Annotated in this window: 9 protein-coding genes; 5 read left to right on the forward strand and 4 right to left on the reverse strand. The window is 72.3% G+C overall.

Annotation, left to right across the window (positions count from 1 at the left end; translation table 11 throughout):
• Positions 1–180: 180 nt before the first annotated feature.
• Positions 181–2583, forward strand: coding sequence for a DNA helicase PcrA (gene pcrA / locus ACNNMR_RS27135; RefSeq protein WP_419997293.1), 2403 nt, complete (start codon positions 181–183; stop codon positions 2581–2583).
• Between the two features lie 18 nt (positions 2584–2601).
• Here pcrA and ACNNMR_RS27140 read toward each other — a convergent pair whose 3' ends face one another.
• Complete coding sequence (locus tag ACNNMR_RS27140) at positions 2602–4248, reverse strand: M23 family metallopeptidase (RefSeq protein ID WP_419997294.1); 1647 nt, start codon at positions 4246–4248, stop codon at positions 2602–2604.
• Positions 4249–4384: 136 nt separating this feature from the next.
• Positions 4385–5122: an esterase/lipase family protein gene (locus tag ACNNMR_RS27145; protein ID WP_419997295.1), complete on the reverse strand. Its 738-nt coding sequence runs from the start codon at positions 5120–5122 to the stop codon at positions 4385–4387.
• Between the two features lie 390 nt (positions 5123–5512).
• Here ACNNMR_RS27145 and ACNNMR_RS27150 point away from each other — a divergent pair, with 390 nt between their 5' ends.
• The gene (locus ACNNMR_RS27150) at positions 5513–5929 is read left to right on the forward strand and encodes a cobalamin B12-binding domain-containing protein (protein WP_419997296.1); all 417 of its coding nucleotides are present in this window, start codon (positions 5513–5515) and stop codon (positions 5927–5929) included.
• On the opposite strand, the gene ACNNMR_RS27155 is transcribed toward ACNNMR_RS27150, so the two are convergent.
• Both ACNNMR_RS27155 and ACNNMR_RS27160 read right to left on the reverse strand, forming a co-directional pair.
• Entirely contained in the window at positions 5922–7700 is a 1779-nt protein-coding gene (locus tag ACNNMR_RS27155) for a DUF5691 domain-containing protein (protein WP_419997297.1), read from the reverse strand. The genes ACNNMR_RS27150 and ACNNMR_RS27155 overlap by 8 nt on opposite strands.
• A gap of 190 nt (positions 7701–7890) precedes the next feature.
• The gene (locus ACNNMR_RS27160; protein ID WP_419997298.1) at positions 7891–9201 is read right to left on the reverse strand and encodes an SWIM zinc finger family protein; all 1311 of its coding nucleotides are present in this window, start codon (positions 9199–9201) and stop codon (positions 7891–7893) included.
• 119 nt (positions 9202–9320) lie between these two features.
• Between ACNNMR_RS27160 and ACNNMR_RS27165 the strand changes: the two genes are divergently transcribed.
• The 3 genes from ACNNMR_RS27165 (at position 9321) to ACNNMR_RS27175 (ending at position 14268) form a co-directional block, all read left to right on the forward strand.
• Positions 9321–10421, forward strand: a complete 1101-nt coding sequence (locus ACNNMR_RS27165) for an ATP-binding protein (protein ID WP_419997299.1) — start codon at positions 9321–9323, stop codon at positions 10419–10421.
• Between the two features lie 128 nt (positions 10422–10549).
• Positions 10550–13108, forward strand: a complete 2559-nt coding sequence (locus ACNNMR_RS27170) for a DUF5682 family protein (RefSeq protein ID WP_420000483.1) — start codon at positions 10550–10552, stop codon at positions 13106–13108.
• Entirely contained in the window at positions 13105–14268 is a 1164-nt protein-coding gene (locus ACNNMR_RS27175; RefSeq protein ID WP_419997300.1) for a VWA domain-containing protein, read from the forward strand. The genes ACNNMR_RS27170 and ACNNMR_RS27175 overlap by 4 nt, the downstream gene beginning before the upstream one ends.
• Positions 14269–14383 lie beyond the last annotated feature (115 nt).

The following is a 14383-nucleotide window of genomic DNA, read 5'->3' on the forward strand; positions in this document are numbered from 1 at the left end:
CGAGCGGACAGCCATTGGCGATGAAATGTAGCCACTCCATGGTGTTGCTGTGAAGCCTGATGTTCGATATGTCCGCAACCAATTCGTGATCTGCGCAACCCGTGCCCGGCTATGTCCGGCATAGCTCATTCCGTACGCGGCGGGCGGGCTGTCAGCGGGTCCGCCTAGACTCGGTGAACGATGAGCAGCCTCTTCGACGACAGCCAGCTGTCCATGCCCCAGCCGGAACGCAGCGTCCCCGCCCCCGCGGGCTATCGCCGCGACGGCACCCCCCGGCCCGTAACGGATCCCGACGCGCTTCTCGAAGGGCTGAACGAGCAGCAGCGCGCCGCGGTCGTGCACGCCGGCTCGCCGCTGCTCATCGTCGCGGGCGCCGGCTCCGGCAAGACCCGGGTGCTCACCCACCGCATCGCGCATCTGCTGGCCGAGCGCCGCGTGCACCCCGGCGAGATCCTCGCGATCACCTTCACGAACAAGGCCGCGGGCGAGATGAAGGAGCGCGTCGAGTCGCTGGTCGGCCCGCGGGCCAATGCCATGTGGGTGTCCACCTTCCACAGCGCCTGCGTGCGCATCCTGCGCCGCGAGTCGAAGCGGCTCGGCTTCACCTCGTCCTTCTCGATCTACGATGCCGCCGACTCCAAGCGCCTGATGGCGCTGTGCTGCCGCGACCTCGACCTGGACCCGAAGCGCTATCCGCCGAAGCAGCTCAGCGCCAAGGTCTCCAATCTGAAGAACGAGCTCATCGACGCCGAGGACTGGGCGGGCCAGGCCGCGGACGGCTTCGAGAAGACCCTCGCCGAGGCCTACACGATGTATCAGCAGCGGCTCCGCGAGGCCAATGCGCTGGACTTCGACGACCTCATCATGACCACGGTGCATCTGCTGCAGGCGTTCCCGGATGTCGCCGAGCACTACCACCGCCGCTTCCGGCATGTCCTGGTGGACGAGTATCAGGACACCAATCACGCGCAGTACATGCTGGTGAAGGAGCTGGTGGGGGTCACCACCCCGTCCCAGGAGGCCGCCGAGCTGTGCGTCGTGGGCGATGCCGACCAGTCGATTTACGCCTTCCGCGGGGCCACCATCCGCAACATCCTCCAGTTCGAGGAGGACTATCCGGACGCGCGGACGATCCTGCTGGAGCAGAACTACCGCTCGACGCAGACGATTCTGTCGGCGGCCAACGCGGTCATCGAGCGCAACTCCGACCGCCGCCCGAAGAACCTGTGGACCCAGGCCGGCGCCGGCGCCACCATCACCGGCTATGTCGCCGATACGGAGCACGACGAGGCCCAGTTCGTCGCCGACGAGATCGACCGGCTGTCGGACGCGGGCGAGGCGAAGGCGGGCGATGTCGCGGTCTTCTACCGGACGAACGCCCAGTCCCGCGTCTTTGAAGAGATCTTCATCCGCGTCGGCCTGCCGTACAAGGTCGTCGGCGGCGTCCGCTTCTACGAGCGCAAGGAGGTCCGCGATGTGCTGGCCTACCTGCGGGTGCTCGCCAACCCCGAGGACGCCGTCCCGCTGCGGCGGATCCTGAACGTACCCAAGCGCGGCATCGGCGACCGCGCCGAGGCGATGATCGAGGCGCTGTCGCTGCGCGAGAAGATCTCGTTCCCGCAGGCGCTGGTGCGGGTCGACGAGGCGTACGGGATGGCGGCCAGGTCCGCCAATGCCATCAAGCGGTTCAACACGATGATGGAGCAGCTGCACACGATCGTGGAGTCCGGTGCCGGGCCCGCCACCGTCCTGGAGGCCGTGCTGGAGCAGACGGGCTATCTGGCCGAGCTGCAGGCGTCCACGGACCCGCAGGACGAGACCCGGATCGAGAACCTCCAGGAACTGGCGGCGGTGGCGCTGGAATTCGAGCAGGACCGCGGCGAGGAGGAGGGGCCCGGCACGCTCTCCGACTTCCTGGAGCGGGTGGCCCTGGTGGCCGACACCGACGACATCCCCGATGAGGATGACGACGGGTCGGGCGTCATAACGCTGATGACGCTGCACACCGCCAAGGGTCTGGAGTTCCCCGTCGTCTTCCTCACCGGCATGGAGGACGGCGTCTTCCCGCACATGCGGGCGCTCGGCGACGTAAAGGAGCTGGAGGAGGAGCGGCGGCTGGCGTATGTGGGCATCACACGCGCGCAGGAGCGGCTCTATCTCACCCGGTCGGTGATGCGGTCGAACTGGGGGCAGCCCTCGTACAACCCGCAGTCCCGCTTCCTGGAGGAGATCCCGGACACGTATCTGACCTGGAAGCGCACGGGCGGCTCGGCGGGCGGTGGAGGCCGGTCGGTGTCCTCGTCCTCGGGCGGCGGCGGGCGGTCGCCGCTGGAGGCGGCCGCGGCGGCGCTGTCCTCGGTCCGGTCGCGGTCGGGACCCTCGGGCTTCGCGACCGGGCGGGCCACGGACCGTCCGGTGGTGGCGCTGGCGGTGGGGGACCGGGTGACGCACGACCAGTTCGGCATGGGCACGGTCGTGGAGGTCGCCGGCAGCGGGGACAAGGCGCAGGCGACGGTGGACTTTGGGGGCGGGGAGCGGCCGAAGAAGCTGCTGCTGCGGTATGCGCCGGTAGAGAAGCTGTAGGCGGCGGGGGCCTCAGCCTTACTGGGGGTTGAGGCCCTTGGCCTGGAGCCAGCCGAGCGGGTCTATGGCGTCGCCGCCGCCTGGGTGCACCTCGAAGTGCAGGTGCGGGCCGGTGGAGTTGCCCGAGTTGCCGGAGTACGCGATCGTGTCGCCGGCCTTCACCTCGCCGGACTGGATCCGGGCGCTGCTCAGGTGGCAGTACCAGGTCTCGGTGCCGTCCTTGGCGGTCACGATGACCATGTTGCCGAAGGAGCCGCCCCACTTGGTGGAGACGGTGCCGTCGGTCGCGGCCTTCACCGGCGTGCCGTAACTGACCGGGAAGTCGATGCCGGAGTGGACGGACATCCAGTTGACGCCCGCCTGGCCGTAAAGCGCGGACAGGCCGTGCTCGGCGACCGGGAGCGCGAACTTCGGGCGCAGCGCTTCCTTGCGCTTCGCCTCCTCGATCTTCTTCTTGCGCTCGGCCTCCTGGCGCTCCTTGAGGTCGATGCGCTCCTGCGTACGGCTCGCGCGGCCCGCGAAGTCGCCGGCGTCCTCGGAAAGTCCGCTGAGCTGGGTGTCCAGCTTGTTGTTCGCGGCGGAGGGCTGCACCTCGGACGGGTCCGGGGCGGCCTGCGGCTGCTTGTTCTTGCCGTCGTCGCCCACGCCGCCGCTGACGGTGGCGGCCGCGATGCCGGCCACGCCGACGACGGCGATGGAGGGCACGGCCACGGTGAGCAGCGCGGAACGCTTCGGGGTGCGGCGGCGGCTGCGGGAGCGGGACTCGAGGGCGCTGAAGGAGAGGGCGGCGGCTTCGGTGTCCGGCTCGGGGGCGCTGCCGGGCTTGTCGAGCGGGTCGGGCTCGGGACGCTCGTGGTGCTCGGGGTCGGCCAGGTCGACGATGTCCGCGGGTGCCGTGGTGGCGGCGTCCTCCGCGGTCAGCTCCGCGAAGTCCCAGGCGGCCGTGGTGTCGAGGCCGGACGCGTCTACGCCCGCGGTGTCGTACGAGAAGTCCGGGGCGACCGGGGCGCCCGGGTACTCCGACGGGGCCGCGTACGCCTCGGCGTCGAAGCGGGCCGGGTCGAAGGCGTCGGCGAGCTGCTCGCCGGTGTCCCAGGCGGGGGCGGCGGAGTCGTAGCCGGTGGTGTCGTAGGCGCCGGTGCCGTACGTGCTGAAGGCCGTGGCGTCGTAGGCGGCGCTGTCGAAGCTGCCCGTGTGGTCGTACTCGAGGCCGGGCGTGGTGGACCAGCCGGAGGCGTCCCACTCGCCGGTGGCGGTGGGGCTCGCGGCCGGGTATCCGTAGTCGGCGTCCTCGGGGCCCGGCTGGCGGGGGATGCCGGCGGCCCGGGTGTCCCAGGCGGCGGAGACGTCGTAGCCGCCGGTGTCGTAGCCGACGCCGGTGCTGAAGGTGCCCGTGGTGAAGCTGTCCGTATGGAAGGTGCCGGTGCCGGGGTCGTACGAGCCGTCGTAGCCGTCGTATCCGTCCCACTGCGCCGTGGTGGTGGTCGCGGTCGCGTAGTAGGAGGTGTCGTACTGGCCGGTGTCGTACTGACCCGTCCCGTACTGGCCGATGGCGGTGTCAAAACCCGTTGCGGCGTACGTGCCCGTGTCGTAACCCTGGGTATTCCAGGAGTCCGCTGTCGGGACGTCCGGGGAGTCGGTCCCCGACGGGTGATGGTCGTTCACCACGTCCCTTTCGCCTCGGCAGCAGAAGAACGAGCGCGACTGTACCCGGCAGATAACGGCCGCGACAATCTTCTGGAGGTTTCGACGAGGCGAGTTCAGGGCATTTGCTCGAATTTTGCACGACTCAGAGCGAGGTTCAGGCCACGGACGCACCTCCCGATTCCCGCGTCCCGGCAGTCGGTTGAGCCCCCTCGGCATCCGTGAGCGCCTGCCGTATACCAGCAGCTACCGCCCCGTGTACGGGCAGTGCGAGATGGCCCACGCCCTTGAGCGGCACGTTCTGGGCGTTCAGGTCCTGATGTTCGATGCGCGCCGTATCCACCGGAACCATCAGCTCGTCGAGGTCGCTCCAGAATGCGAAGAATCGGGTACGGCATCCGGGTGCCGGCAGCGTCAACTCCTTGATCACATCGGAGTCCGGGCGCATCTGCCGGACGATCGGGTGCGCGGAGAGCGCCGGGGCGATGCGGGTGCCGGAGTGCGGTGTACCGAGGGTGACGACCGTACGGACCCGGGCGGCGCCGCCCATGCGCTGAACGTAATAGCGGGCGGTGAGGCCGCCGAGGCTGTGGCCCACGATGTCGACCTCGCGGTGGCCGGTGCGCGTACACACCTCTTCTATATGTCGGCCGAGCTGCTCGGCCGCTCTGCGGAGGTCGCAGGTCAGCGGCGAGTAGTTGAGGGCGGTGACATGCCGCCAGCCGTGCCGGAGCAGGGAGCGGCGGAGCAGGACGAAGGCGGAACGATTGTCGATGAAGCCGTGCAGCAGGAGCACGGGCGGGTGGCTGCGGCCTTCGGTGGGCAGCTGCTTGGTGTCGGCCTGCTCGGTGTCGGGTGGCTTCGCTTCGGCGAGGACACCGGAGGGATAGAGCATGAGATGGCCGGCGAGTACCAGGAGCTCGAGCAGGCGGACTCGGACGAGTGTGGTGAGTGCGTTGATCTTGATGGCTTCCCCCGTGTGCGTGTGCTGATCGCGCGTGCGTGTTGCGTGTGCGCGTGCGTATGGCGGGAAGCCGCGTGCTGGCGCGGCGGACGGGGTGCGTGCTGCCGGTGGTGCTGCGGCGCGGGGTCCGGCGGCCTCGCTGCGGCTTCCCCGGCGTGGGCGTCATCCTCGGCCGACGCCGGTGAATGTGTTGTCCTGCGTGTGATTTCCCCCTCGCTCCGAGCCATGAAACGGCTGGGTGGGGGATGCTGGGGATAACGTTCGTTCACACACGTACCGGCGAGTCCGTGAGGTTTTCGGGCGACGGCGATGGAGGCGTTGATGGGTGTCACAGGTCCGATCCGGGTGGTGGTGGCCAAGCCTGGTCTCGACGGCCACGACCGCGGGGCCAAGGTCATCGCGCGGGCGCTGCGCGATGCCGGCATGGAGGTCATCTACACCGGCCTGCACCAGACGCCGGAGCAGGTCGTCGACACCGCGATCCAGGAGGACGCGGAGGTCATCGGCATGTCCATCCTCTCCGGCGCGCACATGACGCTCTTCGCCAAGGTGCTGGAGCTCCTGAAGGAGCGCGACGCCCTGGACATCAAGGTCTTCGGCGGCGGCATCATCCCGGACGACGACATCCCGCAGCTGAAGCAGCTGGGGGTTGCTGAGATCTTCACGCCGGGTGCTACGACGGCGTCGGTGGTCGAGTGGGTTAACGCCAATGTGCGGCAGGAGCGGGCGGCTAGCTAGGCGCGCCGGTGAGCTCTGTGTGCAGGGCCGCGCGTATGCGCAGCGTGCTGACCAGGCGCTGGAATGCCTCCGACCAGTAGCCGGCGGCGCCCGGTGAGCCGTCCTCCGGCTCGTCGCGTATCGCGGTGAGCAGCTCCAGGCGGTCCGCGTGGGCCGGGTCCAGGGAACGCTCCGCCAGCCCCATCACTCCGCTGAAGCTCCACGGATAGCTGCCGCTGTCCCGGGCGATCTCCAGCGCGTCCACGACGGCCTGGCCGAGCACCTCGGGCCACGGGACCGTACACACACCGAGCAGGCGGAACGCCTCGGTGAGCCCATGCATTTCGATGAACCCCGCGACCCACGCGGCCCGTTCGGCCGGGGGGAGCGCGGTGAGCAGCTTGGCGGGGTCGCGGCCGGGGGCGGGCTCGGTGGTGAGGGGGGCGGTGTGCTGGGGAGCGGTGTGCTGAGGGCCGCTGGTCTGGGGGCCTGGGCCTGGGCCTGGGCCGGGGCGGTGGTCGGTCGTGGGGGCCGAGTCAGGGCCCGGGGTGCCGAGGAGGGCGCGGGCCCAGTCGGGGTCGCGCTGGCGGGAGGCGGCGCGGGACCAGGCGGCGTGCAGGTCGGCGCGCCAGCCGTCGGCCACGGGTAGCGCCACGATCTCCGCGGGGCTGCGGCCGCCGAAGACCTCGCTCCAGATGTGGAGCGGCGCCGCTTCCACGGTCCGGCCCAGCCACCAGGAGCGTTCGCCCTGGCCGGAGGGGGGTTTGGGGGCGATTCCGTCGCGCTGCATCGGGACGTCGCACTCGTGCGGAGCCTCGACGGCGATCAGCGGACGCTCGGGCGGGTGAGTGGGGTCGAGCGAGACATGGGCCCTCGCGCGCGCTCCCATACGGACCGCCAGCCCCGAGGCGGGGAGGGCGGAGAGCAGCTCGGCGGCGGTGGCACGGACATTGCGGCTGCGGTCGTCGAGCGACTCCTCGAGAAACGCCTCGTCCGCCATCGACAGCCCATCGCGAAGCGAGTCCAGGAAGGCCAGCCGGTCCTCGGCCTTCTCGCTGCGCCAGGTGCTGCCGAGCAGCCGGATCGCCGCGGGCGGATGGTGACGGCGAAGCGCGACGAGGAGAGCGACCCGCTCGGCGAAGAGGCCTTCGTCCCATCGCGTACGGATGGCCCTGGCGGGCGGCGTGTCCGCGGTGGGGTCGAGTGGGGGCATGGTCGGGCTGGGCGGGGCTGGTGGGTCGGCCGGGGCGGTCGGGGCAGCTGGGTCGGTTGCTCCGAAGAGGGCGGCCAGGTCGTCGGTGGGGTCGGTTCCCTCGCGGAGGGCGTAGGACCAGGTGGGGTTGAGGGTGGCGAGCCAGCGGGCGCGGGGGCCGGCGAGGCGGAGGGTGGGGCGGCGGAGGTCGGTGCGGGCGCGGGCGGCGTCGAGGAGGGCGGGGAGGAGGGCGGGGAGGAGGGCGGGGGGTGCCTGGTAGCCGAGGGTGTTGGCTGCCTGGAGCCACTCCGGGAGGAGTTCCGTCAGGTCGGGGGCGGAGCCGCGGCGGCCGCCGGCGGCGCCGGCGGAGGAGCGGTCGGCCAGGAGCGTGGCGAGTCGGCGGCGGGCGGCGTCCGGCACGTGCGGGCGGGCGTCCGGCGGGGCCGGGGTGGGGAGGTCGCGGGCGGGCGCGGCTGTCACGCCGGCGCGGCGCTGCACGGTGCGCTGTGCTGCCGCGTCGAGGAGCGAGGGCACGGGTGGCTTGCGCCTTGCTGTGCCGAGTAGTGCGGCGGAGACCAGGTCTTGCCATGTTGCTGTCACCGGAGCCTCCTTGGGGGTGTGGGCCGGGGCCGGGGTTCCGCGACACCACCGAAAAACCGCTGTGGTGCGGCTAGGCGCGTGGCCAGGGGTTTTTCGGCGGCGTCGCTCCACCCCGGCCCCTCCTTGGGCTGTCGGGTGGCGGCTTCTTCCTCCGGGAGCGCCTGCACGGCGTCGGTCGTGGACGTGGTGTTCACAGGGGGATCGTCTCCCCTCTGTGCCAGGTGCTCAGGGGTCTGAAGCCCGTGTGGCCCAGTTCGCCGAAGACCGTGAGCGGGTGGCCGCCGGAGAGTGCCAGGAGGCGCCATAGGTCCGTGTCGCGGGGGCTCACCGGGAGGGCCTTGTCGCCCTTGGCGTCGGCTACTTGCCACTCGTCTCCCGGGATGGGGATGACGTCCGCGAGGACGGTCGGCACCGACTCCACCCAGGGGTCGGCGGTCAGCGCCGTGGCGTACGCCGCCAGGGCCGTGTCGATGGATTCGCCCGGGGGTTCGGCGCCGGGGACCGGCGCATCGTGGCGGGTGCCGAGGACGGCGCGCATGGGGTGGGCGCCTGGGTAGTACGCCAGCTCGGCGTCCAGGGCCAGGCCTGTTGGGAGGGCGAGCTCCGGGGCGCGGCCGGCGGCGCCGTAAGAGAGGAGCAGGGCAGGGCGGCCAGACTTCGTGCCGCGCAGCCAGATGCGGCGGGTGGTCAGGCGGGGGTCCTGTTGGTCGTGTTGGGAGAGGATCAGCCAGGTGTCGCGGATGGTGCCCGAGTCCAGGAGTTGGGCGGCGTCCGTGGTGAGGCCCACGCGGGTGCGGACCGTGGCCGCCAGCGGGGGTGGGAGGCGGTCGATGGTGCTGAAGCCGCGGCTGAGGAGGTGCAGCAGGGCGCATTCCTCCAGCAGGCGGGCGGGGCGGTCGGGGCCCGATGCGGGGAGGGCGGCCAACTCCCGTACGCGCGCGGCCAGGCCGGGGGCCTGCGCGTCGACCATGCGGGCCGCCGTCTCCTCCCACGTGGCGGCGGAGGGGGCGTCGGCCAGGCCGTCGCGGAGCAGGTCGGCGAGGCGCTGCTCCAGCTCGGCGGCGCCGGCCGCGATGCGCTGGAGGCGCAGGTCGGCGCGGCGGCGGGCGGCCGTGGGGTCGGTCGCCGCGGGGGCGGGCGCGGTCGCCTTGCGTGCCGCGCGCTCGCGGCGGGAGTCCAGCCACTCGGCCGCCCACGGCGGGGCCGGGGCGGCGGCGTCCAGTCCGCTCTCGGCCCAGAGCAGGAGCAGGCCGAGCGCATGCTTGCACGGGAACTTGCGGCTCGGGCAACTGCACTTGTACGCCGGGCCACTGAGGTCGACCACGACCTGATACGGCCTGCTGCCGCTGCCTTTGCACTGGCCCCAGACATGACTGCCCGCGGCGCCGGCCTCCGCCCACGACGCGGGAGCGGACAGCTTGCTTCCCGCGCGCTGCGAGGCGGCGTCCGGCGCCAGGGCAAGGACCTGGTCGGCCGTCCAGCGCTCCGGTGACTGATTCATGCGGACGACGTTACGCTGCGCCACTGACAACTGCCCTGACCTGCAATGATTCTGACGGTGGGTCGATTGTCAGTGGGGTGGGGCATGGTGGATTCCGCGTGAGCAGACGAGGAGGGGTCATGACGACGGAAATCCGTGCAGAGGCTGCCCTGCGGCCGCATGCGGAGCATGCCTTCGCGGCCGAGCTGGCCGCGCTGGCGGCGGCCGACGACCGGCCGCGGCCGGAGCGCTGGCGGCTGTCGCCGTGGGCGGTTGCCATGTATCTGCTGGGCGGCGTGCTCGATGACGGCACGGTCATCTCGCCGAAGTATGTCGGCCCGCGCCGGATAGTAGAGGTCGCCGTCTCCACGCTGGCCACGGACCGGGCGCTGCTGCTGCTCGGCGTGCCCGGCACGGCCAAGACCTGGGTGTCCGAGCACCTCGCGGCGGCGGTGAGCGGCGATTCCACACTGCTGGTGCAGGGCACGGCCGGCACGCCGGAGGAGGCGATCCGGTACGGGTGGAACTACGCGGAGCTGCTCGCCCACGGCCCCAGCCGGGACGCGCTGGTGGCCAGCCCGGTGATGCGCGCGATGGCCGAGGGCATGACGGCCCGGGTCGAGGAGCTCACGCGGATACCGGCCGATGTGCAGGACACTCTGATCACGATCCTGTCGGAGAAGACCCTGCCGATCCCGGAGTTGGGAGGGGAGGTGCAGGCGGTCAGGGGCTTCAATCTCATCGCCACGGCCAACGACCGCGACCGCGGCGTCAATGACCTGTCCAGCGCGCTGCGCCGCCGTTTCAACACCGTGGTGCTGCCCCTGCCCGTCACCGCCGAGGCGGAGGTCGAGATCGTCTCCCGCCGGGTCGAGCAGATCGGCCGCTCGCTGCAGCTGCCCGAGCTGCCCGACGGCGTCGAGGAGATCCGCCGGGTGGTCCAGGTCTTCCGCGAGCTGCGCGAAGGCGTCACGGGCGACGGCCGTACGAAGCTCAAGTCCCCGTCCGGGACGCTGTCCACGGCCGAGGCCATATCCGTGGTCACCGGTGGCCTCGCGCTCGCGGCGCACTTCGGAGACGGCGTGCTGCGGTCGGGCGACGTCGCGGCGGGCATCCTCGGCGCGGTGGTCCGCGACCCTGCCGCGGACCGCGTCGTCTGGCAGGAGTATCTGGAGACGGTGGTCCGTGAGCGGGACGGCTGGAAGGACTTCTACCGGGCCTGTCGCGAGGTGAGCGAGTGACCGCTATCGCCGCCGGCGGGGTGACGGGGCGTCGTCGGCGGGTGGGGCAACGGGCCCTCGCCGGGGCCGAGTACGCCGGGTCGGCAGGCGGTGCCGCCGGTGGTATCGCGGGTGGGCCGGCGGCCGGGGTGGATCTCGGCGCGGGCGGTGCGGGCGGCCCCGCGCCCGGGGAGCCGCTGCTGCTCGGGGTGCGGCACCACGGGCCCGGCTCCGCGCGGGCGGTGCGACGGGCACTTGATGCGTACGAGCCGAGCGTCGTGCTGATCGAGGGCCCGCCGGAGGCGGACGCGATCGTCGAACTCGCCGGAGAGGAGGGCATGCGGCCGCCGGTGGCCCTGCTCGCGCACGTCGTCGGTGACCCGGCACGGGCCGCGTTCTGGCCGCTTGCCGGCTTCTCGCCGGAGTGGGTGGCGATTCGGTGGGCGCTCGAGCGGGGGATACCCGTGCGCTTCATCGACCTGCCGGCGGCGCAGTCGCTGGCGCTGAGCCAGGAGGAGGAGAGGGAGGGGGCGCAAGATCCGGGCAAGGTTGGTCCGTTGGTGCCGGACAGCGATGCCGTACGCATCGATCCGCTCGCAGTCCTCGCCGAGACCGCTGGGTACGACGACCCCGAGCGCTGGTGGGAGGACGCCGTCGAGCATCGCGGCAGCGGCAGCCAAGGCGCCGATGCTCTCGCCGCGTTCGCCGCGCTCGGGGATGCCATGGCCGCCCTGCGTGAGCGGTACGGCGACGGTGGGTACGACCGTGATCCCGTTCGCGAGGCGCACATGCGGCTGCGGCTGCGGGAGGCGCAGCGGGTGCATGGGGAGCGGGCTGCGGTGGTGTGTGGGGCGTGGCATGTGCCGGCGCTGCGGGCCAGGACCACCGTCGCGGCCGACCGGGCGTTGCTGAAGGGGCTGCCCAAGGTCAAGGCCGAGTTGGCGTGGGTGCCGTGGACGCATCACCGGCTGGCGCGGCGCAGTGGTTACGGGGCGGGGATCGACTCGCCGGGTTGGTATGCGCATCTCTTTGAGGCGCCGGACCGGCCGTTGGAGCGCTGGCTGACCAAGGTCGCCCGGCTGCTCCGCGACGAGGGGATTCTGGTGTCCTCGGCGCATGTCATCGAGGCGGTGCGGCTCGCGGAGGCGCTCGCGGCGATGCGCGGGCGGCCGCTGGCCGGGCTGGCCGAGACGCTCGATGCCGTGCGTTCGGTGATGTGCGAGGGCTCGGATGTGCCGCTCGCGCTCGTCGAGGACCGGCTTGTCGTCGGGGATGTGCTCGGCGAGGTGCCCGAGTCGGCGCCTGCCGTGCCGTTGCAGCGGGATCTGGAGCGGCAGCGGCGTTCGCTGCGGCTGAAGCCGGAGGCGATGGAGCGGGAGCTCCAGCTCGACCTGCGCAAGGACACCGACGCGGGGCGCAGCAAGCTGCTGCACCGGCTGCGGCTGCTCGACATTCCGTGGGGTGAGCCGGCCGCGTCACGGGGCGCGACCGGCACCTTCCGGGAGACCTGGCGGCTGCGCTGGGAGCCGGAGCTCGCGGTACGGGTCGCCGAGGCGGCGGTGTGGGGCACCACGGTCCACGCCGCCGCCACGGCGAAGGCGGAGTCCACGGCGGTGAGCACGACCGCGCTGGCCGACCTCACCGCGCTGGCCGAGCGCTGCCTCCTGGCCGGCCTCGACGAGGCGCTCCCGGTGGTCATGCAGGCCCTCGCCGACCGCGCCGCCCTCGACGCGGACGTCGGCCACCTCGCCCAGGCGCTGCCGGCGCTGGCGCGCGCGGTGCGCTATGGCGACGTCCGCGGCACGGAGGGCGCTGCGCTGGCGGAGGTCGCGGTGGGGCTGGCGGAGCGGATCTTCGTCGGCCTGCCTGGCGCCTGCGCCGGGCTGGACGCCGACGGCGCGGCCGAGCTGCGCGGGCATGTCGACGGGGTACACCGGGCGGTGGGCCTGCTCGACCCGGCGGCGGAGGCTGCGGAAGACGCGTCGGGCGGAGGCGCGGAAGAAGCGTCCGGCCAGGGCTCGGAAGGCGTGTCCGGCGAGGCAGAGGAGAGCCCGTCCGACGCAGGCACGGAAGGCGCGCCCGGCGAGCGCACGGAAGGCACGTCCGGCGCGGGCACGGAAGGCGCTGCGGGCCACGGCATGCAAGCCCCCGCGAGCGGCAGCGCTCCGCCCCGTACCCCCGGCTTCCTCCGCACCCGCTGGGCCGAAACCCTCTCCCGCATAGCGCACCGCGACGACCTCCCCGGGCTCATCCGGGGCCGGGCCGCCCGTCTCCTCCTCGACGACGGCGTGCTCGGGGACGACGACGCCGCCCGGGTCATGGGCCTTGCGCTCTCGCCCGCCGTCGCCCCGGCCGAGGCGGCCGCCTGGATCGAGGGTTTCCTCGGCGGTGAGGCGGGGGGCGGCACGCTTCTCGTGCACGACGAGCGGCTGCTCGCTCTCGTCGACGGCTGGCTCACCGCCATACCGGACGCCGCCTTCACCGACGTGCTGCCGCTGCTGCGTCGCACCTTCGGCGCGTACGAGCCCGGCGCCCGCCGCGCCATCGGCGAGCTCGTCGCCCGGGGCGGCACAGCCGGCGCGCGGCCCGCGCACGCCACCGAAGCGCTGCCCGGCTTCGGCCCCGACGTGGACGAGGCCCGCGCCGCCGCCGTGCTGCCCACCCTCGGCCTGCTGCTCGGCCAGAACCCGGAGGAGCAAAAGCCATGACCAACAGCACCGACGACCGCCACGACCACCTCCGCCGCTGGCGACTCGTCCTCGGCGGCGACCAAGGCGCCGACGGCACCGGCCACGCCCTCTCCGGCCAGGACGCCGCCATGGACCAGACGCTCACCGCGCTCTACCAGACCCCGGCCCAAGGCGCCCCCGGCAAACCCCGCGGCGCCGGCCTGGGCGGCTCCGCCCCCCAGGTCGCCCGCTGGCTCGGCGACATCCGCACGTACTTCCCGGCCTCCGTCGTCCAGGTCATGCAGCGCGACGCCATCGACCGCCTCGGCCTCGCCTCCCTCCTCCTGGAGCCGGAGATGCTGCAGGCCGTCGAGCCCGACGTGCACCTCGTCGGCACCCTCCTCTCCCTCAGCCAGGCGCTCCCCGACGAGAGCCGCGAGACCGCCCGCGCCGTCGTCCGCAAGGTCACCGACGACCTCGAGAAGCGCCTGTCCCAGCGCACCCGCGCCACCCTCACCGGCGCCCTCGACCGCTCGGCCCGCGTCCAGCGCCCCCGCCACCGCGACATCGACTGGGACCGTACGATCCGCGCCAACCTCAAGCACTATCTGCCCGAGCACCGCACGATCGTCCCCGAGCGGCTGGTCGGGTACGGCCGGGCGGCCAGGTCCGTAAAGAAAGAGGTCGTCCTCGCCATCGACCAGTCGGGATCGATGGCCGCCTCCGTCGTCTACGCCTCCGTCTTCGGCGCCGTCCTCGCCTCCATGCGCGCGATCGAGACCCGGCTCGTCGCCTTCGACACCGCCGTCGTCGACCTCACCGACCAGCTCACCGACCCGGTCGACGTCCTCTTCGGCACCCAGCTCGGCGGCGGTACGGACATCAACCGCGCGCTCGCGTACTGCCAGACCCGGATCAGCCGCCCGGCCGAGACGATCGTCGTGCTGATCAGCGATCTCTACGAGGGCGGGATACGCGACGAGATGCTGAAGCGGGTCGCGGCGATGAAGGCGGCGGGGGTGCAGTTCGTGGCGCTCCTCGCGCTCTCCGACGAAGGGGCCCCTGCGTACGACCGTGAGCACGCGGCGGCGCTCGCCGCGCTGGGGGCGCCCGCTTTCGCGTGCACGCCGGATCAGTTCCCGGAGGTGATGGCGGCGGCCATCGAGAAACGTCCACTCCCCACTCCGACAGGCGTCTGAGTTGTGACGGGTCTCACCGCGTCAGTGTGATCCGCGATTTAGGCGAGCCTTGGCGGCAGGGATAGTCTGCAAGACGGCCCTGCCATTAACCGCGACACGACTGAATTACAAGGGA

Source organism: Streptomyces boninensis, assembly GCF_048572725.1.
GTDB lineage: Bacteria > Actinomycetota > Actinomycetes > Streptomycetales > Streptomycetaceae > Streptomyces > Streptomyces boninensis.

What these genes read in the sequence shown, in the direction of transcription:
- ACNNMR_RS27145 (WP_419997295.1), bottom strand. Translation starts at nt 5,122, where the DNA reads ATGCTCTATCCCTCCGGTGTCCTCGCCGAAGCGAAGCCACCCGACACC.
- ACNNMR_RS27160 (WP_419997298.1), bottom strand. Translation starts at nt 9,201, where the DNA reads ATGAATCAGTCACCGGAGCGCTGGACGGCCGACCAGGTCCTTGCCCTG.
- pcrA (WP_419997293.1), top strand. Translation starts at nt 181, where the DNA reads ATGAGCAGCCTCTTCGACGACAGCCAGCTGTCCATGCCCCAGCCGGAA.
- ACNNMR_RS27150 (WP_419997296.1), top strand. Translation starts at nt 5,513, where the DNA reads ATGGGTGTCACAGGTCCGATCCGGGTGGTGGTGGCCAAGCCTGGTCTC.
- ACNNMR_RS27165 (WP_419997299.1), top strand. Translation starts at nt 9,321, where the DNA reads ATGACGACGGAAATCCGTGCAGAGGCTGCCCTGCGGCCGCATGCGGAG.
- ACNNMR_RS27175 (WP_419997300.1), top strand. Translation starts at nt 13,105, where the DNA reads ATGACCAACAGCACCGACGACCGCCACGACCACCTCCGCCGCTGGCGA.